18 protein-coding genes and 1 tRNA gene are annotated in these 24,890 nt (G+C 40.7%); 14 read left to right on the top strand and 5 right to left on the bottom strand.

Features of this window, described 5'->3' with window-relative positions:
• Window positions 1-54: 54 nt before the first annotated feature.
• The 3 genes from LY11_RS14660 to LY11_RS14650 all read left to right on the top strand — a co-directional run bounded on the left by LY11_RS14660 (window position 55) and on the right by LY11_RS14650 (window position 5,670).
• Window positions 55-1,896 (top strand): glycoside hydrolase family 2 protein, encoded by a 1,842-nt coding sequence (locus LY11_RS14660; protein ID WP_111634418.1) that lies wholly within the window; start codon window positions 55-57, stop codon window positions 1,894-1,896.
• 25 nt (window positions 1,897-1,921) lie between these two features.
• Window positions 1,922-4,438 carry a glutaminase family protein gene (locus LY11_RS14655; RefSeq protein ID WP_111634417.1) on the top strand — a complete coding sequence of 839 codons (2,517 nt, stop codon included), beginning with the start codon at window positions 1,922-1,924 and terminating at the stop codon, window positions 4,436-4,438.
• Window positions 4,439-4,509: 71 nt separating this feature from the next.
• The gene (locus LY11_RS14650) at window positions 4,510-5,670 is read left to right on the top strand and encodes an aldose epimerase family protein (protein WP_111634416.1); all 1,161 of its coding nucleotides are present in this window, start codon (window positions 4,510-4,512) and stop codon (window positions 5,668-5,670) included.
• Between the two features lie 60 nt (window positions 5,671-5,730).
• On the opposite strand, the gene LY11_RS14645 is transcribed toward LY11_RS14650, so the two are convergent.
• Both LY11_RS14645 and LY11_RS14640 read right to left on the bottom strand, forming a co-directional pair.
• A complete protein-coding gene (locus LY11_RS14645) occupies window positions 5,731-6,621 on the bottom strand; it encodes a PorP/SprF family type IX secretion system membrane protein (protein WP_111634415.1) in 891 nt (296 codons plus the stop codon).
• A gap of 30 nt (window positions 6,622-6,651) precedes the next feature.
• Window positions 6,652-12,339 (bottom strand): MBG domain-containing protein, encoded by a 5,688-nt coding sequence (locus LY11_RS14640; protein ID WP_111634414.1) that lies wholly within the window; start codon window positions 12,337-12,339, stop codon window positions 6,652-6,654.
• 257 nt (window positions 12,340-12,596) lie between these two features.
• On the opposite strand from LY11_RS14640, the gene LY11_RS14635 reads away from it, so the two are divergent.
• The 10 genes from LY11_RS14635 (at window position 12,597) to LY11_RS14590 (ending at window position 21,726) form a co-directional block, all read left to right on the top strand.
• Window positions 12,597-13,604: a Crp/Fnr family transcriptional regulator gene (locus tag LY11_RS14635; RefSeq protein WP_146610850.1), complete on the top strand. Its 1,008-nt coding sequence runs from the start codon at window positions 12,597-12,599 to the stop codon at window positions 13,602-13,604.
• A gap of 127 nt (window positions 13,605-13,731) precedes the next feature.
• Window positions 13,732-14,631 carry an SDR family oxidoreductase gene (locus LY11_RS14630; protein ID WP_111634412.1) on the top strand — a complete coding sequence of 300 codons (900 nt, stop codon included), beginning with the start codon at window positions 13,732-13,734 and terminating at the stop codon, window positions 14,629-14,631.
• Between the two features lie 131 nt (window positions 14,632-14,762).
• Window positions 14,763-15,167, top strand: a complete 405-nt coding sequence (locus LY11_RS14625) for a winged helix-turn-helix transcriptional regulator (RefSeq protein WP_111634411.1) — start codon at window positions 14,763-14,765, stop codon at window positions 15,165-15,167.
• A 137-nt stretch (window positions 15,168-15,304) separates the two neighbouring features.
• Window positions 15,305-16,210 (top strand): NmrA family NAD(P)-binding protein, encoded by a 906-nt coding sequence (locus LY11_RS14620; RefSeq protein WP_111634410.1) that lies wholly within the window; start codon window positions 15,305-15,307, stop codon window positions 16,208-16,210.
• Window positions 16,211-16,539: 329 nt separating this feature from the next.
• Window positions 16,540-17,181: a hypothetical protein gene (locus LY11_RS14615; protein ID WP_111634409.1), complete on the top strand. Its 642-nt coding sequence runs from the start codon at window positions 16,540-16,542 to the stop codon at window positions 17,179-17,181.
• A 27-nt stretch (window positions 17,182-17,208) separates the two neighbouring features.
• Complete coding sequence (locus LY11_RS14610; protein WP_111634408.1) at window positions 17,209-17,745, top strand: hypothetical protein; 537 nt, start codon at window positions 17,209-17,211, stop codon at window positions 17,743-17,745.
• Window positions 17,742-18,398 carry a hypothetical protein gene (locus LY11_RS14605; RefSeq protein ID WP_111634407.1) on the top strand — a complete coding sequence of 219 codons (657 nt, stop codon included), beginning with the start codon at window positions 17,742-17,744 and terminating at the stop codon, window positions 18,396-18,398. Before LY11_RS14610 ends, LY11_RS14605 begins: the two co-directional genes overlap by 4 nt.
• Window positions 18,383-19,183, top strand: a complete 801-nt coding sequence (locus LY11_RS14600; protein WP_111634406.1) for a sensor histidine kinase — start codon at window positions 18,383-18,385, stop codon at window positions 19,181-19,183. Before LY11_RS14605 ends, LY11_RS14600 begins: the two co-directional genes overlap by 16 nt.
• 10 nt (window positions 19,184-19,193) lie before the next feature.
• Window positions 19,194-19,865, top strand: a complete 672-nt coding sequence (locus LY11_RS14595; protein WP_111634405.1) for a response regulator transcription factor — start codon at window positions 19,194-19,196, stop codon at window positions 19,863-19,865.
• A gap of 226 nt (window positions 19,866-20,091) precedes the next feature.
• Entirely contained in the window at window positions 20,092-21,726 is a 1,635-nt protein-coding gene (locus LY11_RS14590; protein ID WP_111634404.1) for a lamin tail domain-containing protein, read from the top strand.
• Between the two features lie 45 nt (window positions 21,727-21,771).
• Here LY11_RS14590 and LY11_RS14585 read toward each other — a convergent pair whose 3' ends face one another.
• Entirely contained in the window at window positions 21,772-22,530 is a 759-nt protein-coding gene (locus LY11_RS14585) for a rhamnogalacturonan acetylesterase (RefSeq protein WP_111634403.1), read from the bottom strand.
• 204 nt (window positions 22,531-22,734) lie between these two features.
• Window positions 22,735-22,805, bottom strand: a tRNA-Met gene (locus tag LY11_RS14580).
• Between the two features lie 195 nt (window positions 22,806-23,000).
• On the opposite strand from LY11_RS14580, the gene LY11_RS14575 reads away from it, so the two are divergent.
• Window positions 23,001-23,180 (top strand): histone H1, encoded by a 180-nt coding sequence (locus tag LY11_RS14575; protein WP_111634402.1) that lies wholly within the window; start codon window positions 23,001-23,003, stop codon window positions 23,178-23,180.
• Window positions 23,181-23,241: 61 nt separating this feature from the next.
• Here LY11_RS14575 and LY11_RS14570 read toward each other — a convergent pair whose 3' ends face one another.
• Window positions 23,242-24,840, bottom strand: coding sequence for a DUF6377 domain-containing protein (locus tag LY11_RS14570; RefSeq protein ID WP_245952773.1), 1,599 nt, complete (start codon window positions 24,838-24,840; stop codon window positions 23,242-23,244).
• Window positions 24,841-24,890 lie beyond the last annotated feature (50 nt).

The raw sequence follows: 24,890 nt of genomic DNA, 5'->3' as shown, positions 1-24,890 counted from the left end.
ACGAAATATCAGTTTTAACCACGAAATACCAATTGTAACCACAAACTAAATAACATGATCAAGAAAACGCTAACGGGAACAATGCTCTTGCTTTTAGGCTTTGCTGCAAATGCACAGCAGACTAAATGGGCCTTAATTAAAGACAAAATTGTTTCTCCATGGGCAGAAAAGGTAAATCCTGCTGCTCCTTTGCCGGAATATCCGAGGCCGCAACTTGTGCGGAATAATAACTGGAAAAACCTGAACGGGCTTTGGGAATATGCGATTATACCAAAAGACGCGCAGGAACCTGCAAAATACCAGGGCCATATCCTGGTGCCGTTTGCTGTAGAGTCTGCTTTATCCGGAGTCGGTAAAACGGTCGGTAAAGACAGTATATTATGGTATAAAAATATCGTCACACTACCTGTATCAGCAAAAGGTAAAGACGTGCTGCTGCATTTTGGAGCGGTAGACTGGCAGGCAGAAATTTTTGTTAATGGCAAAAGCGCGGGCAAACATGAAGGGGGCTTTGATCCTTTTTCGCTGAACATCACTTCGCTGCTCAAAAAAGGGACGCAACAGGAAATTAAAGTACGGGTATGGGACCCAACTGACCAGGGACCTCAGCCAAGAGGGAAACAGGTGAAAAAACCTGAGAGTATCTGGTATACACCGGTAACGGGTATCTGGCAAACGGTTTGGCTGGAAGCTGTACCTAAATCTTATATCCAATCGACCAAACAGACCCCTGACATTGATGCACACTGGATTTCGGTGAGTGCTGCAGTTGAAAATAGTCAGCCTGGTGATCAGTTGAAAATCAGTATATTAGATGGTAAGGCTATCGTTGCCGAAGAAAAAGTAGCGGTGGATGCGACGGCAGAGATTTCCGTTAAAAATGAAAAACTCTGGTCGCCGGAAAGTCCGTTCTTATATGACATGAAGATCACGCTGCTGCGCAATGGGAAACCTGTAGATGAAGTAAAAAGTTATTTCGCGATGCGTAAAATTTCTATGGCTCCGGATGCGAAAGGTATTCAGCGGATGCTGCTGAACAACAAATTTGTATTTCAATATGGCCCGCTCGATCAGGGCTGGTGGCCGGATGGTTTATATACTGCCCCTACAGAAGAGGCGATGGTATACGACATTGACGAACTCAAAAAAATGGGGTTCAATATGATCCGTAAACACATTAAAGTTGAGCCCGCAAGGTATTATAACTATTGCGACAGGGTTGGGATGTTGTTATGGCAGGATATGCCAAGTGGCGATCTGGGCAATGGTTGGGAAAGCCATCCCGGAGTACTGGACCGCGCTTCAGATAAAAACAGGACTGCCGAATCTGAAGGATATTACCGTAAAGAATGGGACGCGATCATGAATACCTTGCATAATTTCCCTTCAATAGTGGTGTGGGTGCCCTTTAATGAAGCCTGGGGACAGTTTAAAACGGTTGAAATTACAGAATGGACGATGAAAAAAGACCCTTCCAGGTTAGTAAACAGTGCAAGTGGTGGTAATTTTTATACGACAGGTCATATGGTGGATCTGCACAATTATCCGCAACCGGCCATGCCAAGACCAGATTTGTTTGGCCAAAAACAGCTTCTTGTTTTAGGGGAATTCGGTGGATTAGGTTTACCAGTGGATGGACATACCTGGCAGCAAAAAGATAACTGGGGTTACCAGTCTTTCAAAAATTCCGGTGACCTGTTTAACAAATATGAATCCTTCACCAAAAGATTAGAAGAATTAATCCCATTGGGACTGTCGGCTGCAGTTTACACACAGACCACAGACGTAGAAGGTGAAATCAATGGCTTTATGACTTACGACAGAAAGGTGATTAAAATGCCTGTTGAAGAACTAAAACGCGTAAACGATAAACTTTATTTAATACCTGCACCTTAATTATAGCAATCATAACATACATAGCATGAAACGATTATTTATCTCTTTGGCTTTAGCGGGTTTGCTGCTGAACGCGTCCGCTCAGCAAAAGAATCCGTCTGTAAAGCAACAGCATTCTTCCGCTGGGCAGCAGCGGATCGCTCCGGCATATCCACTGCTTACACATGATCCTTATTTTAGCGTCTGGTCATTTACAGACAGATTAAATGCTTCGGCTACCAAACATTGGACGGGCGCAACACAGTCACTGACAGGTTTGTTAAAAGTCGATGGCAAAGTTTACCGCTTTCTGGGCGGACAGGAAGAAAGCTTCCAGACAGTCCTTCCTGCTTCAGACGAAAAAGCATATACCGCAAAATATGTAGAATCGGAACCAGACAAGGGATGGAATGAAGCAGGATTTAAGGAGTCGGACTGGAAAACCGGAACAGCTCCTTTTGGGGATGGTTCAGCGACTACGCAGTGGAGAACCAAAGACTTATGGATGCGCCGGACATTTAATCTGGAGCAGACAGATTTTAAAGGTTTGAAACTTAAACTGATGAATGACGATGATGTAGAAGTCTATTTAAACGGAACCCGGATTTTCACCTGCAAATGTTTCAATGGCAAGTTTATCTATATACCTGTAGATACGAAACTTTTAAAAAAAGGGCAAAACTTACTGGCTGTTCATGTTAAAAATAATGTAGGCGGTCAATGGCTGGATGCAGGATTGGTGTACGATAAACCAGCTGCAGGCACGCCCAATGTTTTACTGGCCAAACAGACTAAAATCGGAATAACTGCAACTCAGACTTCTTATAGTTTTGATTGCGGAAATGTAAACCTGGATGTGGACTTCACTTCCCCGCTGCTGATGAGTGATTTGAATCTTTTATCGCGTCCTGTTTCCTATGTGTCCTTTAAAGTGAAAGCTAAAGACGGTAAAAAGCACAATGCGGAAGTTTACTTTGGGGCAAGTACTGGTTTAGCAGTGAATACAGAATTTCAGGAAGTAAAAGCTGAACAGTATAAAACCGGGCAATTGTCTGTTTTAAAGGCAGGTACTACAGAACAGGCGATATTGAAAAAACAAGGTGACGATGTGCGTATCGATTGGGGTTATCTGTATGTCGCTGCACCGCAGCATACTCAGGCTAAACAATACGCTGGCCCTGCAGATGAAGCTATAACTTCATTTACAACAGGTAAAACAGCCAGTAAAACAACGGCTCAATCTACCGGAAAGACCAGTACAACAGGCAAAAAGTTAATGCTGTCTACTGTACTGCCTTTTAACCAGGTTGGCACTTCACCAGTTGAAAAATACATTTTAATCGGCTATGATGATCTGTACGCTGTGCAGTATTTTGGCCAGAATTTAAAAGCCTGGTGGAACCGCAAAAATGACCAGACGATAGAAAAACAATTGGAACTGGCTAATACTGAATATGCGGCTGTGCTTCAAAAGAGTAAAGATTTTGACCAGAGATTTCATGCAGATAATGTAAAGGCGGGGGGGCAGAAATATGCCGGCCTTTCAGATCTTTCTTACCGTCAGGCTATCTCTGCGCATAAATTGGCAGAGAGTCCGCAGGGAGAACTTCTTTTTCTTTCTAAAGAAAATTTCAGTAATGGTTCTATCAATACGGTAGATATAACTTATCCTTCGGCACCGCTATTTCTGGTCTATAATCCTGATTTGTTAAAGGGAATGATGAACGGGATATTTTATTATAGTGAAAGCGGCAAATGGAAAAAGCCTTTCCCTTCGCATGATTTGGGAACTTATCCATTAGCCAACGGACAGACTTACGGAGAAGATATGCCGGTTGAAGAAGCGGGAAATATGCTGATCCTGACTGCTGCAATCGCCAGGGTGGAAGGGAATGCGGATTACGCTAAAAAACATTGGAAAACACTTTCTGTCTGGGCAGATTACCTGAGTAAAGAAGGATTTGATCCGGCCAACCAGCTTTGTACAGATGATTTTGCCGGGCATATGGCCCGCAATGCAAACTTATCTGTGAAAGCAATTGTTGCTTTAGCAGGGTACGGAATGCTTGCAGATAAACTGGGGATGAAAGCTGAGGCTGTCAAATACACTGCGATGGCGAAACAAATGTCGCTGAAGTGGATGGAAATGGCAAATGACGGAGATCATTATGCGTTAACTTTTGACCAGAAAAATACCTGGAGCCAGAAGTATAACATGGTTTGGGATAAGGTTTTGGACATGAATATCTTTCCAAAGGAGGTGTTTAAGAAAGAAATCAAGTATTACTTAACGAAGCAAAATGCTTTTGGTTTGCCGCTGGACAGCCGCCGCAGTTATACCAAATCGGACTGGATTATGTGGACGGCAACGTTAACGGATAACCGTGCAGATTTTGAAAAGTTTATAGATCCGATTTATAAATATGCCCTGGAAACACCAACCAGAGTTCCGCTAAGTGACTGGCATGAAACTACAGATGGTAAACAGGTAGGCTTCCAGGCGCGAAGTGTGGTAGGAGGGTATGCGATTAAATTGCTGGACTACAAGTTACATGGTAAATAAAGTTAAATTTGGTTTGGTGGGTCTTGTCCTGGTGAGCTGTCAGGCAGGACCACCATTTAATTATAAAAATTATGAGGATTACTTATATCAGCGTTATAGCAATTGCAGGGACAATTTTTGCTTCCTGTAATTCAGCAACGAAATCAACAACTGTCGCGGCAGACAGCCTGCAAACGGTGAAACTTTCGGCAGATTCTTTTAAAAGAACAACCGATGGTAAGGAAACAGGTTTGTATATCCTGAAAAATTCTAAACATGCAGAAGCTGTATTTACCAATTATGGCGGCAGACTGGTTAGCTTGCTGATTCCGGATAAAGCGGGTAAGTTAACAGATGTAGTAGTAGGTTTTAATAGTGTGAACGCGTATGAGAAATCTACAGAACCTTATTTCGGGGCAACTATCGGGCGTTATGGTAACCGGATTGCTAAAGGTAAATTCACGCTGGATGGCAAGCAATATACTTTATTCACCAATAATGGGCAGAATACTTTACACGGTGGTAAAAAAGGGTATCAGTATGTGGTATGGGATGCAAAACAGCCTGATGCGCATACGCTGGAACTGGAGTATGTATCGAAGGATATGGAAGAAGGTTTTCCTGGAAATTTAAAGGTTAAAGTAACTTATACGTTAACGGACGACAATGAGCTGAAAATGGATTATGTCGCGACCACTGACAAGCCAACTGTGGTAAATTTAACCAATCACGCCTTTTTTAACCTGAATGGAGAAGGAAGCGGCAAGATTTTAGGCCATCGTTTACAGCTCTATGCAGATAGTTATCTGCCTGTTGATTCTACTTTAATTCCAACGGGTAAGATCGAAAAGGTAGCCGGAACCCCTTTTGATTTTTCTAAATCTTTAACGATAGGAGCCAGAATTGAGGCTAAAAATGACCAGTTAAGTTATGGTAAGGGTTATGACCATAATTTTGTATTGAATAAAACAGAAGGAATGGGCATGTTTCATGCGGCTACTGTTCAGGGCGATAAGTCAGGAATTGTACTGGATATTTATACCACAGAGCCTGGCATACAGTTTTACAGCGGTAATGCCATGCAAGGTAAAAATGTATTTAAGGACGGTTCCAGTGATGATTTTAGAACGGCAATCGCATTGGAAACCCAGCATTTTCCGGATTCTCCAAATCAGGCTTCTTTTCCTTCAACAGTTCTTCGTCCGGGACAGACTTATCAGACAAGTTCTATTTACAAGTTTTCAAACCTGTAATACCTAAAAATCCCCCAATTCATTGATTGGGGGATTTTTAGGTATTGAATTATGGGTGTGCTATTTATCTAAGCTCAGCCGCAGATTAATTTCGAAACTTCCATTGGTATAAGAGTTCAGGGCAGAAGTTTGTGTCGTATAGGTTCCGCTGATCAGGTACTTATTTTTCAAATCCATCCCTAAGCCAAAAGTTGCATTTTTCGTACTGTGGTACATGCCCAATACAAAAACCTGTTTGTTGGCCATACTGATTTGTGCGCCGGCATCCAGGATGTTGTCATAATTTTTAACGCCGCGGTAAGCGACTTTAGGTTCTGCCTGGATTCCTTCCGCGCCTCCGCTGATTTGCAGGTTATAACTGACCGCAGTATAAAATGTAGCCACATCGGCGAGTTTAATCACATCCTTTTTAAAGATGCTTTTTAAGTTTGGAAGCGATGCTTGTACACTTAGTTTATTGGAAGTATAGGCTATTCCGAAGTCACCATCCAGGTAAGTTCCGCGTTCATTATACTGACTAATATCCGGATCATTCGGATTCCCATAAATATCTGAATTCTGCAGGTTCTGATTCATAAATCCAAAGGAAACACCAAAGTGTAATTGACGGTTATCTGCATCTAAAGGCAGATGATAAGCATAACTACCTACTACTCTTGTCTGACGCTGTAAACCTGTACTTTCTTTGTTAAAAGACAAACCTAAAGCTGCGCGGCCGAAACCGTAGTCGGCGGTAATATTCTGGGTTAAAGGAGAACCGGGTACGTTATTCCAAAGTTTGCGATAAGCTAAATTTACTTTTAAACCCGGATCTATTCCTGCATAGGCAGGGTTAATCAGGTACTGGTTAGTGTAATACTGGGCACTTAATGGATTCAATTGTGCTTGTGCTGCGGTAACCGTCAGGGTAAAAACAGTAACAAGTCTTAGTATTTTATATAATGTATTCATGGAATGAGGCTATTTAAGTGTGAACTGCAATTATTGATTTCTGACAATGGTTATATATCCTTTGAAAACGCGTTTTTCTGTGCCGAAATCAATGATATAGAAATAGGTTCCTTCGTTTAGCGGTACACCATTTAAAGTCGCATCCCAGCTGTTGTCATACCCTTTTTTATTGTAGAGCAGTCGTCCGGCTTTGTCATAGATCTTCACTTCATTGTTAGGGTGCAAATCAATATTGTCAATAACCCATTTATCATTAATACCATCACCATTTGGGGTCATAATATTGACGGCTTTGATAGTCAGCAGATCGTCCAGTACGGTTACGGTATAACTTTGTGAATCCTGACAACCGCTGATATTGGTAGCAGTAACGCTGTAAGTGGTCGTTTGAGCTGGTCTGACAGTTAATACTGCACCGTTTTGTCCGCTTATAATTCCGGCACTGTTCGCCCAGCTGTAATTTAGTCCGCCTGTTGCGGTTAATAAAACGGTTTCACCTTTGCTAACCTGGTCTGCTTTGTTGCTGTTGATCGCAATTACAGGCATGGCATTTACTGTGATAAGGAAAGTTCTGCTATAGGTATCTGTTCCACCATTTGCAGTACCGCCGTTGTCTTTAACAGTCACTGTAACTGTTGCAGTTCCTGAGGCTCCGTTTTTCACTTTGTAACTGATAGTCCCTGTTGATCGGTTTCCGTTTACGTTCAGGCTGCTGAACAGGTTGGTATTGCTGCTGCTGATGGTCAGGGTAGTGTTTTGATTAGTTTCAGCGCCAGAACTGATCCCTGTAATACCAAAGCTTTGTGTCTGGCTGGTATAACAAATAGTTTGATTGGCGATAGCATCCAGTGTGGGAACTTCGTTCACATCGGTGAGGTTAACAACGAGTTCTTTTTCAAGGGACAGGCTGTTTTGTGTAGTTGATTTTACACGGATTTTATAAACCGCTTTATTTTCATAATCCAGTGGCTGCGTTGTATTCAGTTTGTTGCCGTTAATCGCAAAAAGTGCGTTGTCGGTATCACCTGAACCTGGAACCAGTGTGTAAGTGAAAATGGCAGTCGGGTCGTCAGAGGTACTGCTCAGCGTTCCTGCATTTGTGCCGGCAGGACTATTTTCATAAAGTGTTGTGGCAGCAAGATTCACATTGGTTGGGATACCCGCTTTTACTTTAAGTACGCCATCAATATAGCGTATGGTATAGTTGAGGGCTGATGCGTTTGTGGCGCTGATTGGATAATTACCTGCGCTGCTGTTTAAGGTAGCAGTAGTGCTGATTTGGGGTTGGTTGTTTAATACTGCTGGTGTTTCATTGTTTACAAAACCGGAGTAGCTGACTGTCAGAGCCGGGTTTGCCAATTGTGCAAAGCGTTCTTTGTCGTCGGCTGTAATGGTTAATGGTGCAGGATTAATAGTAAGCAGGGCATTGTTATTGGTTACTGTGTAGTTAACCAGTTTTTGATCCGGGTCTGCCAGGTTTGCAACAATTGGGTATTGCCCGCTGGTTACAGTAGCTGTTGCCGGAGCACCTGTACTGTGGCGTTTGGCTGTAATCTGATCTGCATTGACTAAACCGGTAATGTTACCTGTAAAGTCTGAATCAGCAGTGGATTGGCCATAGGTTTTGACCAGGTTGTTATTGGTAACCACAAGTGCTGCCGGGGTAATCGTTAAGTGACCAGCTGCATAATTGATGATGTAATTGTTTGCTGCTGCCCCTGCAGGCGTGATTGCGTATGCGCTGCCAGTTGGAGAAGCTGCGGTCGCAGTCGTGCTCAAAACTGGTTGTGTAGTCAGACTGTTGAAGGTATCACCGTTTACAAAACCATCGGCTGTTGAGGTTAGTGCTGGCAATGCGGCACCGTAGGCTTTTGTTTTGTTGTCTGCGGTAATAGTTAGTGTTGCAGGGGTAACTGTTAAAACACCCGGAGCATAATTAATCGTGTAGTTCGTGGATACTGCGCCGTTTACTGTGATGGCATATGGACTTCCAGTTGGAGAAGCCGCAGTCGCAGTAGTGCTCAGCGCAGGTGCCGTGGTCAGACTGGCGAAAGTATCACCATTCACAAAACCATCGGCTGTTGAGGTTAGTGCTGGCAATGCTGCACCGTAGGCTTTTGTTTTGTTGTCTGCGGTAATAGTTAGTGTTGCAGGGGTAACTGTTAAAACATTCTGTACATAACTCATATCATAGTTTGCTGACATTGCGCCAGTTGCTGTAATTGGATATAAGTTGCCAGTTGGAGAAGCTGCAGTTGCAGTAGTACTCAAAACTGGCTGTGTAGTTAAACTTTTGAGATTGTCACCGTTCACAAAACCTTCGGCTGTTACAGTAAGGGCTGGTAATGCCGCTCCGTAAGCTTTAGTTTTTGCATCCGGAATGATAGTTAACAACGCGCGGGTAACTGTTAAAGTACCCGGAAAATGAGTGATCGTGTAGTTCGGGGATACTGTTCCGCTTACATTGATAGCATATGGGCTGCCTGCAACTGAAGAAGCTGCAGTAGCAGTGGTGCTTACATCGGGCGGGATCTGCAGATTGGCGAAACCATCACCATTTACAAAACCATTGCCTGTTATGGTAAGGTTTGGCAATGCTGCACCGTAAACTTTATTTTGATTGTCTGCGGTGAGGGTTAAAGCTGCCGGGGTAACTGTTAAACTACCCGGAGCATAACTGATTGTGTAGTTTGCTGATACTGCGCCGCTTGCTGTGATTGTATAGGGGTTGTTCGCAACTGAAGAAGCTGTTGTAGCAGTAGTGCTCAGTGCAGGCAGGGTAGTTAGGCTGGCGAAAGTATCTCCGTTCACAAAACCCGTTGCCGAAGCAGTCAGCGTTGGCAATGTCCCGCCATATATTTTATCCTGGTTGTTTGCGGTAATGGTCAATGGTGCTGGTGAAATGGTCAATACCTGCTGAACCTGAGCGGCTGCACTGAATGTTCCATTTCCTGGCTGGTTAGCATTGATGGTTACTGTGCCAGCTTTTAAAATATGTATTTTGTTATTGACAATGGTTGCTATATTCAAATCACCTGAAGTATAAGTGACTGGTAAAAGACTGGTTGCGGTTGCGCCCGGATCTAGATCTGGATTTCCGTAAATTGCAGCAGCAATTGGGTTCATCGTGATAGTTTGCACGCCCGGATTGATGACAAATGAATATGCTCTTGCTCCGGAATAGGGTGCCACAGGACCTGTTGAGGCATCCACAGCCCTTATGACAATAGTAAATGTTCCGCTTTCAGTTGGTGTTCCGCTTAATACGCCGGCACCGCTGAGGGTTAATCCAGCTGGTAATATACTGGTCGAGGAATAAATGTATGGAGCTGTTCCACCTGTAGCCGTGATAGTTTGACTGTAAGGTGTTCCGATATTTATGGTGCTCAACCTGGTAGGGGCTATTGCGATATTGGGTGCTGAAGGAGTTAAACTATACACTTTAGAACCGGTAAATGAAGTTGCGCTGGTTGCTGTTATGGTGAAGTTAAAATTCCCTGTTCCGCTTGCGGTACCACTTAATACACCGGATGCGCTGAGTGTTAATCCTGTCGGTAAAGTTCCGCTTGTGATGGCAAAAGTATAAGGTGCGGTATTACCTGAAGCCGTGATTGTCCGGCTATAAGCAGTTCCTATTGCTAGACCTGTAAGAGTTGCAGGGCTGATTACTATAGGTGGGCGAGTAACGATTACAACTTTAGTTGCAGAAAGACTGTTAGTACTACCATCGTTGATGACAAAAGAAACAATCCTGTTTGATGTGTTGGTTGAAGTTGTGAAAAAAGTTATAGCGCTAAGTGCATTTTGCCATTGTGCAAGAGTTGCTGTTGAACCAGCAGATGTTAAAGACAATACTCCTGAATTGAAAACACTACTGATATTACCAAAAAGTGTAGTGCTTGTATTGCTAAATGCCAATAGATCGGGAGTATCAAAGTTTCCGATAGTTATAGTAGCCGATGCTAATGTAGTATTGTCAACATCACTTACTGTAATCCCGTTATCTACCGGGATAGCGATTTGTGCAAATGTAGTATTACCAGCGGAGGCTGTTAATATCGGTATATCATTTACCTGTACCACCTTTACTACTTTATTTACTGGAAAAATGGAGCTTATTCCGTCTGAAAGCAGAAATGAAACTGTTCTGTCGGGAATACCTGGTGTTTCAGAAGAGTTAGTATAGGTTATACTGCGTATCGCAGCCTGCCATTGGGCTGATGTTGCAGTAGTTGATCTCAATAGAATTGTTCCTGTAGCAGCATCATAAGGATCACTTATGATATTTCCCATAGTAAGTCCATTGTTCGTATAATTTAAGATGTCTTGTACTGCATTTAAGTTTGTTGTAAGCTGTACTTTTGTTGAAATTACCTGAACATTATCCGGATTATTCAGTGTTATTGCAGCATCAACGGCAACCGGCGTGGAAGTGACGTTATTTCCTTCTGTGAATATAGTATTACCTGGTGAAGCAACTAATGCCGGGACAGCTTGTATTGTCCAGTTATAAATTATTGGCGTAGGATCAACATTACCTGCTGCATCTATCGCTGCTATACTAATGGTATGATTACCAGTAGATAAGTTCCGCGCCGGGTAGAAATTATCAGCCACTTCGGGGTTAAAATTGTCAATCTTAACAGTATAGGTTGCCGGAGATTCACTACTCGAATACATAAATGTATAACTTTTTAAAAATGTGGCTGCTGGCGGGGAATCGGTAAGGGTAGTCTCTGGCGGAGTTTTGTCTAAGGTGAAAGGCTGCCCGGATGTATATCCGGCTGTTATCTGATTGCCTGCCAGGTCTTGAATTCCTGTTCCCGAGGATTTTAAATCCAGTCTTAAGCTACCGTCACCTGTATTATTTGCTGTAACTGTATAAGTTGTACCTGAACCTGTAATGCTGGCAATTGAACCTGCGGCAGAGCCAGATCTTGTCAGTACAAAATCATCGGCAGTTACTCCAGTTACACTTTCAGAAAATGTTACGGTATAAGCAACACTAATGTCTTTTGTTGGGGTTGTACCGACACGGTTAATGGATGTTACAGTTGGTGGGGTAATATCCGTGGGGCCAACAGGAGAACCGATCTGTATCTTGTTTACGCCTAGCCATATAGCTTGATTGCTTCTGCCATAAATTCTTACTTCATCAATATTTTGAAATACTTCGGCGCTTAATAAATCTGACTGCGTAACTGTTCTGGCATCAGAACCAATAAAAGTGACATCTACTATTCCTTTGGAGACACCGCCATCATATGCTTCTACTATAACAGGATTATTACTGCCCCAATCATAGAGTTGTAAAGACTTTAATGAAAAATTGTTAGCCTGGGAGCTGCTTTTTATAATTAATGCCTCGTAACCTGTAATATCCATGTCTGGTGAATTTGGTGTTATACCAAAAAAACCATTTGAACTGTTAAACCAGGTAGCATTAAGATATTGCACACTTTGATTCGGTACTAACGTACCATTGGCCTTCATTCCTGAAAAGATTTGCAGATCGAAGTCAGTGATATTCACTGCTCCCCCTGAACCATCAGAGGCAATAGCCCCAATGACTGTACCATTTGCAGTGTTGAAAGTTAAAGTGGGTGAGGTAGAGAGTGTATTCTGCGCTTTTAAATTAAAAAAAGCAAATAATAGCACAAGAACAGAGAGTAGTCTTTTTTTACCAAAAAGACCTGACGAGCGTAGTCGTTTTTTCATACAGGTTAAGATAGATGAGCGTGTTATCTTGATTTTGAGTTAGAATATTTAATATAAAAATTGTGTCTTTAGCGCTATGTAAAAGGATAATTTAAAAGGTTAACCTTTAAATAGGATTTCTGGATTTCGATTTACATTTATAGCTTGTATTTTATATTAAATTTAGGTTTAGCAAAAATAGTTTTGTATACGTATGAATCATCAAATTATTGTTATTAAGTAATACTAAATTATAATCCTGTACAATTCTTTTATAATTGACTAATAATATTTCTATTTTAGCGCCTCTTTATATGCCCACAAATAGCGTTCTGACCAGTAAACCTTCTAACCCAAATTTAAGCGCTGTTATACAGCAGCTTGATGCGTTACACCTTTTAACTGATGCGTGTAAAAAAGATCTGGCTGAGCACAGTTTTGAACTGACAGTTTCGCAAGGACAATATTTAATGAAAAGGGGTGATTATTGTACTCATATTTATTTCATTATAGCGGGCTTCTTCTCTGGCTGGGCTACTGGAAATGGTCAGACCATAACCTCCTTTATTGCTATTCCGGGAGAGTTTTTATCTGCAATAGAAGGAATGTATGGGATTAGCGAGTGTACGGAAGATGTTAAAGCGGAAGAAGATTCAGTACTGATTGCATTACCAGTTGAGCACCTGATCCGGTATTTTGAAGTTTATCCGGAAATGAATATCGTGATGCGCAAAGTACTGGAAACTTATTACAAAATGGCACACCAGCGTTCTGTGTTTTTCAGGGTAGGTACAGCTTCAGATAAATATCTTTATTTACTGGATACCTATGGTGATTACGCCAGCCGGATTCCCTTACACGTAATTGCTTCCTTCATTAATGTAAAGCTGAATACCCTGCAAAAAATTATCAAACAGTATGCGGGAAAGTCTGCACACACGCAGTTATCAAAGTCTGATATTATTGTTTTTATGGACCAGGAACGGCCTTTCTTTCAGAAAAAGTTAAGTATTACCCAGCTTTCTTCCAAACTTAAAATCACGCCCCATCTGCTTTCTTATTTATTGAATGTTTACTTCAAACAGAATTTTAATCACTTCGTAAATAGTTACAGGATTCAATATGTGCTGAACCAGCTTCTGATTAAAAACTCTATCAAGCAATACAGCCTGGATGGATTAGGAAGAGAGTCTGGCTTTTCTTCAAGAAGTTCCTTTTTTAGTGAATTCAAAAAATACACAGGTGTAACTCCGCTTTTGTATCTTAAGATGAATTGTAATAGCTAAAGCTATATCCTGGATAAACGCATTCTCAGAACTCGTTTTTGGCTAAATCAAAAGTGGATATGGCTACATTTACTATGTCCCGGGCACTGATCTTTGTTGCTGTCAATGTTCAACTAAAAATTATATTATGCGTGTATTTGTCACAGGAGCCACAGGCTTCATCGGCTCTGCCATCGTTCGGGATTTAATTGGTGCAGGTCACCAGGTTTTAGGTTTAGCGCGTTCAGATTCAGCCGCCAGTCTTCTTTTAACTGCGGGTGCTGAGGTACACCGTGGTGATCTGGAAGATTTAGATAGTTTGCAGCGTGGTGCGGCTCTGGCAGACGGAGTAATTCATACTGGTTTCATTCATGATTTTGCAAGATTCAAAGAAGTATCTGAGATAGACCGGTTAGCTATTGAGGCTATTGGTGCTGTATTAGCAGGTTCTGATCGTCCTTTTATTGTCACTTCAGGTACTGCGCTGGTTAGCCCGGGAAGCCTGGCAACAGAAGATATTATACCTGTTCCTGGTGTAAGTACGCATCCCCGCATGTCGGAGCAGGCAGCAGATGCGGTAGCTGCGAAAGGTGTCCGTATTTCTGTGGTGCGTCTTTCGCCATCTGTTCATGGGGAAGGGGATCATGGTTTTATTCCGATGCTCATCAATATTGCGCGCGAAAAAGGTGTTTCAGCTTATATTGGAAATGGACTTAACCGCTGGAGTGCTGTACATCGGGAGGATGCGGCTGTTTTATACAGACTGGCATTAGAGAATACAGTTGCAGGAGCGAGATTTCACGGCGCTGCTGAAGAAGGAATTCCTTTTAGAACTATTGCTGCGGTTATTGGCCAGCAATTGAATATTCCTGTTGTCTCGCAATCCGCAGAGGAAGCAGCGGTTCATTTTGGGTGGTTTATAGGTTTTGCTGGTCTGGATTGTCCGGCATCCAGTAAGCTCACACGAGAAAGGCTGAACTGGCATCCAGCTCACACTGGCTTAATCCCGGATATGGAACAGTCAGATTATTTCAACATTAAAAAATAAAAAAGAGCTGTGTGAGGATTGCAGAGTTATGGTTTTTAGTACCCATAAAATTATGCTGGTCAATACATGCAGTACAATAACACGGGAATGATTATTAATTGATTAATTTGTAATCAAACGAAAATAATAACATGACCGATACCGAAATTATTAAAGCATCGCAGGCCATCTGTGATGCACTTTCAGCAGAAGAAGATGGGCTAAAAAGAGATGTTCTAGGTCATTTAGGCAACACATGGTCACTTTTGATTATTCAAATGCTTGGGGTTAATGGTAAGTTGCGTTTTTCCCGTTTGCAGGAACAGGTAAATGGAATAAGTCAAAAAATGCTGACTAAAAGCCTTCGTGAGCTGGAACGGGATGGATTAATTACCAGAACTATGTTTATGGAGGTCCCACCAAGGGTGGAATATGAACTGACTGAATTGGGACGTGGGTTATTAATCCAGATCCTTCCGTTATGGACCTGGGTACTGGATCAGTCGGACGATTTCAAAGCGGCGCGTAATGCTTTTGATCGCAAAGCTCAAAAGTAATTGTAATCTAAATCTAATAAGGGTAATTAAACTGGTTCATTCTCAGGATTGTATCCTGATGGTTAGTAGGGAACCCGCATGTGCCTTATCTTTTTTCAGCGCTATACTTTATAGGTTTGAGAAAGATTTAAAAGCATATGTATATAGTTACAGGTTCAACCAGCAACACCGGAAGTGTTGTTGCACATCAATTATTAGACGCAGGAAAACAGGTTAGGGTGATTGGCCGGAGTTTGGAGAAATTGTCACCTTTCACCGACAGGGGAGCAGAGGCTTTTGTTGCCGGGCCTACCGATGCAGAGGCTTTAATTGAGGCTTTTCAGGGAGCTAAAGCTGCCTGGATAATGCTTCAGCCAAATTACATTCCTGATAGTGCTGATTTTTCAGGATACCAGGCTCAGGTTACGGATGCTATTGCTCAGGCTATTACAGCCAATCCCCTCGCGTACGCTGTTACGCTGAGTAGCTGGGGTGCTGATCGGGAAAGTGGTTCAGGCCCTGTTCTTGGTTTACATCATATGGAACAAGTGATGAATACGCTGCCTATTGAAAATTTACTGCATTTAAGAGCTGGATACTTTATGGAAAATACCCTTTCTTATCTGCCTTCTATCCTGAAAAACGGAAAGATTTCAGGGCCTTTTGATCAGGACATGCAATTGCCGTTTATCGCAACCAAAGATATTGGACATGCGGCTGCGGAGGCTTTGATCAGGCTTACATTTAAGGGGAAACAGGTGCAGGAATTGCATGGTCAGCGTGATCTGAATATCCGTGAAGCAACAGCCATGATTGGAAATGCAATTGGAAAACCCGGGTTGGTTTATGAGCAAAATACGATTCTGGAATTTAAATCAGGTTTGATGGCTGCCGGGTTTTCGGCAAATGTTATTGCATTAATGGAGGAGGTCGTTATTGGGATGAATAGTAAGCATATCACTACTTCACAAATACGTACAGCAGCCTCTACAACCTCAACTTCTTTTGAGAATTTTCTGGAGGCCTCTTTTGTGCCGGCTTATAACAAGATGCAATATAAATAGTAGTATAGATTTTTCGAAAAGACAAGCCTGAATAAGGCTTGTCTTTTTTTTGTTCGATTTGTTCATCTTCTGCTGAGCTGGCCGTCTGTCCTTTTACATGCAGAATAAAACCAGATATTAGTTCACGTTTAAGCTCGTGCGCATGAAGCCCTGTCTTTTATACATAAAAATAGTTTAAGGTAAAAAGGTAGAAACACCTTAAATAATCAGGTATTTCTATCTCGTTACAACTCAATATTTTAAAATAATTTAGCCGTTCTCCATAGCAATAAGGCGTAAACTGAAAAGCCATAAAAGAGTAAGTAATCTAACCTAAATCAAAAATTACAATGGGACAATTTGCCTCCATTATTTCCCTGACCAGGAAAGAAATCCTGACATTAACTGAAAGTCATATTATGGATATTCCAATCGCTACTCAGGATCTGAATTTGATCACTACCTCACTCACGCCACGAAGAAAGGTTTCGGTTACTCCTCCGTTCCCTGAATCAGATCTTCCTGATGATCAGCTGTCTAAAACGATCAGTAAGGCAATTAATTCGGCTTATCTAGAGTCAAATTATTTATTTAAGGCTATTTTTCCTTCGATAGATTTGCCTCTTGAGAATACTGATTTTGGCGTTGTGCTTAATTATGGTCCTGTGATGGGAGATTTTAAAAGTCTGACTAATCAACTGTCCCTCTTTTTGACCAACAGTAATTTACAGCCTTTACTTGCTGCTGAGCTTGCCAAACAACTGCAGCCACAGGTCATAGCAAGTGGAAACACGGCATCCGCAACTTTTGGAAGAGTAGCAACAACTAATCTAAAGATTGATGATCCGGTGATTACCATAGAATATTTATTTTGGGTAGCGGCTTTCGGGATATTCCGCACAGGAGGATTAAATGAAGCTGGTGAATCTAATTATGCAGTGGTATACAGTTGTAGCGCTGCCAATGGAATACTGCAAAGTATTATGAAATAACAATTTATCTATTAAAATTAAGAAATCATGGAAAATTCTAATCCCATTCAATCTGTACAAATATCTGATTCCACTATTATTGCTGATGTTCCGCCGACCATCCCATTAAGTGTTGCCATCGCAAGAGCCAGCTCCTGGAGAAAAATGATAACCTCACTACCAGAAGAATCCAAATTGCCATACACAAATGCAGCTTGCGATTCGGTTGCGCCATTAATACCTTCTCAATTAATTTTCAGGGCAATCAATATCAATATGAGAGATATAGATTTACTAAAACAAGAACATCCGGACGCAAGTTCTGTGAGGTTATATATGAGTATACCTGATCCGGATTTTCCATTTCAGATTTGTGGGATGCTTGTTCCGGTTGATGCACAGAATAATGATATGCTGACAAGATCTGGCGATGCAAATACGTCAAAGGAAGATATGCTAAATAATGAAGCCTATTCTACTGTGTATGATTTCACTCAGCCTTGTCCAACTTTATGCAACACGACGAGTCCGCTATTTGATGAGCTTAACAGTGTTGAACCTTATTTGAGGTATACAACATCATGAAATTTTCGGCCAGTTTAATCTATACCGGGGTAATTGTTCCAGCGGGTGTTTTAATTCCTATTGTTGTTGCTTATTCAAAAAGAAAGTATACCAACAGGCCCTTAGAAATAATCTGGTATTATTTACTGCTGGATGGGGTTGTAAATTTGCTGGCTGTATTACTTGCAGATCATGAGATTAACAATCTTCCGGTTTTACATGTTTTCACTATACTGGAGTTTTTGTTGTTGAGTTATTTTTATCTGTCAGTTTTAAGGGAGAAAGCAGCTGGCAGAATTATCAAATATCTGCTGGTTATTTTCCCTGTATTCTGTATTGTAAACTTCCTGTTTTTTCAAAGTATTTATCAGTTTAATACTTATGCCAGGCCAGTCGAAGCATTAATCATTATGGGGTGTAGCCTGGCTTATTTTGCGCAAACAAATGACGCAGACACCAGGTGGTCATTCAATCCCCTGAACTGGATTAATACCGGGATATTGTTATACTTTTCAGGTGCGCTGTTTATTTTCTCTTTCTCGAATTTAACAGTAAAACAGATGAGTGAAAAGTACTATGCAATTAATATTTTAATGTGGAATATCCACGCCACACTTTTATTGTTGATGTACCTTTTAATTGCCTTTGGTTTTAGTAAATGCAGGATAAAATAGGAGAGAATATTTTTTTGTTAATCATCTTGTGCACCGGAGGCATTTCTCTGCTGGTGATCTCTTTTGTGATTTTGTTTATCAGGAATCAGAAAAAACTGCTGAACAACAAACAGCAGATTCACGATTCCGAAATGACTTATCAAAAAGAATTGATGCGGGTAGTTATACAATCACAAGAGGAAGAAAGAAAAAGGATTGGTCAGGATTTACATGACGATGTTGGGGGTTCTTTGTCAAATTTGCGCATGTTAATTAATCGGAATTATCTTCCTGAGGAACAGGCGGACGGCACTATAAAAGCTAATCACAAGATGCTGATTGATAAAATTGTACAGGATGTGCGTAACATCTCGCATAATTTATCACCTCCTGCTTTAGTATTATTTGGCTTCACGGTTGCGCTGGAAGAGTTAATTGATAGTATAAATGGTGAAGATAGTTCGCTGATAACTCTTCGTAATGATGTAGAGGCTCTTACAGATAAATTGCCAAACGATATTGCCCTCGCTTTAATCAGGGTATTGCAAGAGCTTATTTCCAATACGATTAAGCATGGAGGAGCAAAGCGGATAGAAATATCCATTTTTATGGAGAATGGTTTATTAGCTATTCAATATAGGGATGAAGGAGCGGGATATGATCCTGGTGATCAGAAGAAAAAAAAGGGAATGGGAATGCAAAATATAGAAAGCAGATTGAATATGGTCAATGCAAATTACACGGTGAAAACTGCTCCAGGTTGTGGGTTTTCTATGTTTATAGCGCTGAATATAGCATCAATTTAGATATTAATTTATGTCAGATAGAATACGTATTGCTGTTGTTGACGATCAGAACCTGTTTAGGGAAGGTCTGGTTAATCTTTTAGTGACCAGACCTGATTATCAGCTGGTAGCACAGGCTGAAAATGGAAAGGTATTTCTGGAGCAACTAACCAGGCTGGAAAACCTCCCTGATGTGGTATTGGTTGATATGAATATGCCTGAAATGAATGGGGTTGAACTGAATGCTGTTTTGCATAAGGATTATCCTTCGATAAAAGTAATCATACTTTCTGTACATGGTGAGGAGCGTTATCTAAGTAAAATGATTGAAGCAGGAGCTTGCTGCTATCTGATCAAGAATTGTGAAACCAGCGAATTGTTCTCGGCTATTCACAACACGTATCATGTAGGGTTTCATTTTAATATCGAAACTTTAAATGCAATGCGCAATGCTGCTAAATACCGCAAACAGGGTTTGAAAAATGTGAGCAGTATACCTATTAATCTTTCGGACCGGGAAACGACGATCTTAAAGATGATTTGTGATGAACTAACGAATATTGAAATCTCAGAAAAGTTGTTCGTGAGCAGTCGTACTGTTGATGGGCACCGGACAAATCTGCTCACCAAAACCGGCTGTAAAAATACAGCAGGCCTGGTCATCTTCGCCATCAAATATGGCATCTTCGAAGTTAAATTCTAATAGAACCTTTTATTGTTTCCTGAATCGTGGTTATCAGGTGTTTTTACCTGCTAACCAGGTTAAAACACCTGTTTACCAAGCCGGGATATTCTACGCTGAGAGAAACCTTTATTCTGCCTTTACTTTGAGGTGTCAAATGATTAGAGCGCTTTAATTTAAAACTGACAAAGGCAGAAACCGAAAAGCCTTAACAGAGTAGGTAAACAGCCCCCTTAAAACTACGACCATGAATACTGAATTAACCGTTGAATCAGAAGCATCAGATATTATTGATGCTTTAAAAGAACAGGCATCAACTCTTTTAGCATCCGTATTAACAGAGCCTTTAACAGATTTTAGTGTAACCTCTTTAGGGAATTTTCCTTATTACTGGCAAAATCCTAATAATCTGCAGTTTAATGCAACGACTTATGGCTGGATCAGCTCAGCTTTGACAGCGGGTGCAGCTCCTGTAACGCTTGACGAACCATTTACCAATGTTTTCATTGAAGCATTGAGTAAAGTAGTTTATAAGCTTTCTACTGCGGATCAGGCTGCATTGAACGCGGCGCAAAAAGCGGCAACTGATCAGCAATTTGCACTCTTAAAACTTTGGACATCAATTTATGGTCCGGTTGCGGCCTCCGGTAAACAACAGCCAATAGACATTATAATGAGTACTATTGCAACTACCTGGGCCAAACCAGCTACTGATTTGTATACTATTCAGCAAAGTAAGAATCTACATAAATTATTAAACCTTACGCCGGCAAGTGGTCAGCCAGTTTTACCAGTTTTTGCTAATTATCTGAATGCGCTGGGCAGCAGTATTTCTCTGCAAAATGCAACAACAATGAATGCTGGATATTTGAGTACTGCCTTGAGTAATGTGCAGTCTGCCACTGCTGATAACGGTGGAATGTTATTGGATGATAGTGCTACTGTTTATCACCCTGCTTTTGCGGTAAGCACCCCATTAGCTGATATTATTAATGGCTTAAGTGCAACCAGTAATAAGATTGAATTAAACATGACCATTAACCGTACATCTGAAAGCGAGTTGAAAATAAATATAGAAGGCGGGGCAAGTTTTGAAATCCCAATTGCTTCTTTTCTCACTTTATCAGTAGATGGCAGTGCAAGTTATTTTTCAGATACGATTGCAACCTCTTCTAATACGGTGAGTGTGAAAATGACTTTTACTGGTGTTACCTTAGTTAATTATGGTCCTACAGCATTTAGTATGGCAACTGGATTAAACTGGTCATGGATGAAGCCGATAACTGATGCCATCAAAAATGGTTCGAAGGATATTTCAGGTTTTGCTTTCTCTCCAAAGCCAAATATAGATTTTTCTGAAGGAGGCCCTTTCAGCTTTTTAACAGGCGTTGCAATTAGTAATTATCCCTCTGTTGTGATCACTGTAGAAAGTGACTCTTATGAAAGTATTGAAAAAACTATTGAGCAAACAGTTTCTTTAGGTGTTTCGTTCCTGGGTATACCTTTAGGCGGGGGCTCAGAGTCCACTTATTCGCATGATGCGAGTTCCAGCAGTTCTTCTTCGACAGTTACCATTACTTTAAATCCTCCTCCATCGATGGTTGCTGGCACGAATGAAAGTTCAACAGGCTGGGTGCTTGGTGCAGAAACCAGTTATCCTGGAGCTGTTCAGAGTAATTTTCAAATTGCTGTTGGATTGGGATACCCGGCTTATCAGCTTTACCAGGATAATACAGGGGCTACTTATTGCAGTGCTAAAAAACAAAAAAGCCATGCAGAAGGAGCTAAATTCGTAAAGGCTTGTCTGAAAGCACATGCTGGAACAAGTTGTAATGGTAAGCCATGGATTGCTGACAACCAGGCTGGTACAATCTGGCCTTAAAATTTAAAATAGCGTCTCTTTTATAGCTGCCTCTTTCCGGGGCGGCTATTTTTTATAAATCCGGTCTGCCAGGCTCAGCTGCTGCTTTTTGATTTCACGCCATACAATCTCTGCAATTTTACGTGCACCCATTTCGTTAAAATGCGTGTTGTCTGTTTTTCCTTCCGGATAATTGGGATTTTCACCAGGTTTTAGTTGAAGGAAAAGCATTTTTGAGTTTTCCGGGCCTAGTTCCTGGTATAATGCCCGGCTTTCTTTGTCCAGGTCAATTAACTGTACTTGCTGTTCTTGTGCAACTTCGTGTACCAATCCTGAATAAATCTGATGTGTTTCCTCAATTTGGCCTGCAGTATTAAATTTACGGCGTGATACTGGTGTAATTAATATTGGAATTGCATTTTTTGCTTTTGTTTCTTTGATAAATAGCCTCAGATTGTTTTTGTAATCGGCTTCCGGAGTATAACTGGATTTAGCCGGAGACTCATCATTGTGCCCAAATTGAATGAATACATAATCACCTGCTTTTAACTGAGTTGAAATCTGCTTCCATAAACCTTCAGTAATAAAAGTTTTAGTGCTTCTGCCATTTTTGGCTATATTTTTTACGGTAACTGTAGAGTCGAAGAACAATGCAAAAGGCATTCCCCAGCCAGTTTCAGGGTAAGCCCTGATGTTTTTATCAGACATAGTCGAATCTCCCGCAAGATATATGGTGATGCTTTTGGCAGGCCAGCAGAAAGACATCAACAGGATTAATGGGGCAATGGCAAGCAGATAAATTAAGGGCTGTACTAATCTTTTCATACAATTCAGGCTTTTGAGTATTTGATTTCAGAAGCTTGAAATTACAATTAGCAAAGAGGTTAATAGAAAGATACAGACATTAAAAATGTGCAATCGTTGCCAAAAAACATTTAAAGGTTATCTGAGAGATAACCTTTAAGAATCAAATATAATAATACATGGAAAAAAGCTGAAGCCAGGTCAGGTGAACTTGCTGCTGCTTAGACGTCATGAGTGGAATCGAACCACCATATAAGGTTTATGAAACCTCTGCCTTGCCACTCGGCCACATGACTATTTGGGATTGTTTTAAGCTTAATGTTTAACAAACATAATTAAAGTATACTTAAATAGTAGTATTTATTTTGATTTTTATTTTAAATCGTTATGTTTACAGTGTTAAGCGTTGATTAGAAGGAGATAATATATTTTACACCTCCGGATCAGGAGCTTGAAACAATGAACTTGAAAAACATTTAATCAAAAGAACCATGAGCAAATTCGCGAAATTGAAAGAAGTAGTTGCTGCTACAGAAGCAGATGTAGAGAAGTTTTATAATTCAGGTAATGGCGCTGCTGGTACCAGGTTACGTAAAGCTTTACAGGAAATTAAAGGTATTGCTCAGGAAATCCGTACCGAGATTACGGAAAAGAAAAATGCTGGAAAATAAACATCAGATTGGGAATAGTTTAATTTAAAGCTATTCCCGATTTTTAAACCGGCATGCGAATTCATATAGCCTTTATACTCAGAATAGCAGCCTCAAATCCGTCTGGATTATTCGATTTATTCTTAATCCTTGTCCGGTAGTTGTAAATCGTATTTAAAGAATATTCCAGTATCCTGGCTAATTTATCCGGGTCATTTACGCCCAGGCGAATCAAAGCAAAGATCCTTAAATCTGTGTTTAATAATTGAGCAGGAAGTAGTCTGACCTGGTGCTCAACGGGGAACATTGCGTTAAATTCAGTAATGAAGTTTGGAAAGAGTTTTAGGAATGCTTTGTCAAAGTTGCTGAACAGCTCTTCACGTTCTTTTTTCAGATTGATATTACCCACCAATATTTTGATCTCGTCAAACTTTTTAGTCGTGAGCCTTTGCGTTATTGAACTTTTAATCTTTTCCATTTTGTTCAGATAATCAGAAATGATCTGCAGATAATACCCTATATATTCCTCTTTAATCTTTTCTGCTTCGTTTAGCTTTTCTATGGTATTGATCAGCGTCGCATTTGCTTCTAAAACCAGTTTTTCAGCTGCTTTAATTCTTTTCAGCTGCTTATAAATGATGCTGGCAAAAACAATAATTGTGATAGAAAGGATGGTGAGCAGTGCACAGTAAAAAAACAACATTTGCTTTTGCTGCTGCTCATGTAAAATTCTGGCGCTGGCGATGACTGGCAGAATCGCGCTTACCTGTACTTTTCGCTGTCTGGCACCGTAGTAAACTGCATCGTCCATAGCGGCTTTGATTAAAAGATAAGCGTCTTCTGTCTTATTTCTTTTATGCAGGAGCTGAGCGAGATTTAACATTGCCGCAGCTTCTTTTGTGGATGATTTTATATCGGCGACCGATGCCTTGATTAATAAATTAATAGCCACCTGGTTTTGGTGGTACTGGATATATATATCGCTTAATGTGGAGGCGGTGATTGCATACTGGTGCTCAGATAAACGATGGCTATGGATCAGTGAATTGAGCTTGAGCATAGCATGTTCAAGATCACCAGCCTTAATTAATTTTAAACCGCTATAATAAGCATAATCAAAAGAGCTGATCTCACAGAGTTTTAACGCAGAGTCCACATAAAGACTAGCATTAGATTGGTAAATTTTGGAATAATAATCATCCTGATCAAAATCTGCCAGATCGTAGTAAGTTCTTGCGTTTAGTAAATAGTATTCTCTTTTGACCGAGTCGGGCAGCTGGTTGATCTTTAAGGTGCGCAGTGTGTCAAAAGTTTCTTTAAACATACCTGAAGAAAGTAAGATAAAACCTGTTTTTAATTTGGCGTAGGCAATTTTCGTGGGGTCTTTCAGTTGATTACTGATCCGTTGTAACTGGTTTGCATAGTGAAATGCTTTGTCATACTGGAAAGATTTATATTCATTGTATAACTTCAAATTGATCAGGTACTGATCTTTTAAATCCAATGCTTTGTATTCCAGGGATGCTTTCAGAAAGTCTATACGCCGTTGTTTTTGTGCATCTAATTTTGATTTCTCCTTTAAAATAAGTTTAAGTTTTTCTATCTCTGTTGCAGGAGATTGGGCGGCACAGTAAAGGCAACCGATAAATAATAAGGTTAGATTAAGTACCAGGTGTTTCATGCTATTTGTATAGAATTTTGAACGTAATTAAGCTACTCATTAAATTCTGG

It is taken from the genome of Pedobacter cryoconitis (assembly GCF_003259615.1).
GTDB classification, from domain to species: Bacteria; Bacteroidota; Bacteroidia; order Sphingobacteriales; family Sphingobacteriaceae; genus Pedobacter; species Pedobacter cryoconitis.
The sequence above is the reverse complement of the archived record's forward strand: the minus strand, read 5'-3'. Positions and strand labels throughout refer to the sequence as shown.

Excerpts from the sequence above, each read along its gene's own strand:
- LY11_RS14660 (WP_111634418.1), top strand. The coding sequence starts at position 55 with ATGATCAAGAAAACGCTAACGGGAACAATGCTCTTGCTTTTAGGCTTT.
- LY11_RS14655 (WP_111634417.1), top strand. The coding sequence starts at position 1,922 with ATGAAACGATTATTTATCTCTTTGGCTTTAGCGGGTTTGCTGCTGAAC.
- LY11_RS14650 (WP_111634416.1), top strand. The coding sequence starts at position 4,510 with ATGAGGATTACTTATATCAGCGTTATAGCAATTGCAGGGACAATTTTT.
- LY11_RS14645 (WP_111634415.1), bottom strand. The coding sequence starts at position 6,621 with ATGAATACATTATATAAAATACTAAGACTTGTTACTGTTTTTACCCTG.
- LY11_RS14640 (WP_111634414.1), bottom strand. The coding sequence starts at position 12,339 with ATGAAAAAACGACTACGCTCGTCAGGTCTTTTTGGTAAAAAAAGACTA.
- LY11_RS14630 (WP_111634412.1), top strand. The coding sequence starts at position 13,732 with ATGCGTGTATTTGTCACAGGAGCCACAGGCTTCATCGGCTCTGCCATC.
- LY11_RS14625 (WP_111634411.1), top strand. The coding sequence starts at position 14,763 with ATGACCGATACCGAAATTATTAAAGCATCGCAGGCCATCTGTGATGCA.
- LY11_RS14620 (WP_111634410.1), top strand. The coding sequence starts at position 15,305 with ATGTATATAGTTACAGGTTCAACCAGCAACACCGGAAGTGTTGTTGCA.
- LY11_RS14615 (WP_111634409.1), top strand. The coding sequence starts at position 16,540 with ATGGGACAATTTGCCTCCATTATTTCCCTGACCAGGAAAGAAATCCTG.
- LY11_RS14610 (WP_111634408.1), top strand. The coding sequence starts at position 17,209 with ATGGAAAATTCTAATCCCATTCAATCTGTACAAATATCTGATTCCACT.
- LY11_RS14605 (WP_111634407.1), top strand. The coding sequence starts at position 17,742 with ATGAAATTTTCGGCCAGTTTAATCTATACCGGGGTAATTGTTCCAGCG.
- LY11_RS14600 (WP_111634406.1), top strand. The coding sequence starts at position 18,383 with ATGCAGGATAAAATAGGAGAGAATATTTTTTTGTTAATCATCTTGTGC.
- LY11_RS14595 (WP_111634405.1), top strand. The coding sequence starts at position 19,194 with ATGTCAGATAGAATACGTATTGCTGTTGTTGACGATCAGAACCTGTTT.
- LY11_RS14590 (WP_111634404.1), top strand. The coding sequence starts at position 20,092 with ATGAATACTGAATTAACCGTTGAATCAGAAGCATCAGATATTATTGAT.
- LY11_RS14585 (WP_111634403.1), bottom strand. The coding sequence starts at position 22,530 with ATGAAAAGATTAGTACAGCCCTTAATTTATCTGCTTGCCATTGCCCCA.
- LY11_RS14575 (WP_111634402.1), top strand. The coding sequence starts at position 23,001 with ATGAGCAAATTCGCGAAATTGAAAGAAGTAGTTGCTGCTACAGAAGCA.
- LY11_RS14570 (WP_245952773.1), bottom strand. The coding sequence starts at position 24,840 with ATGAAACACCTGGTACTTAATCTAACCTTATTATTTATCGGTTGCCTT.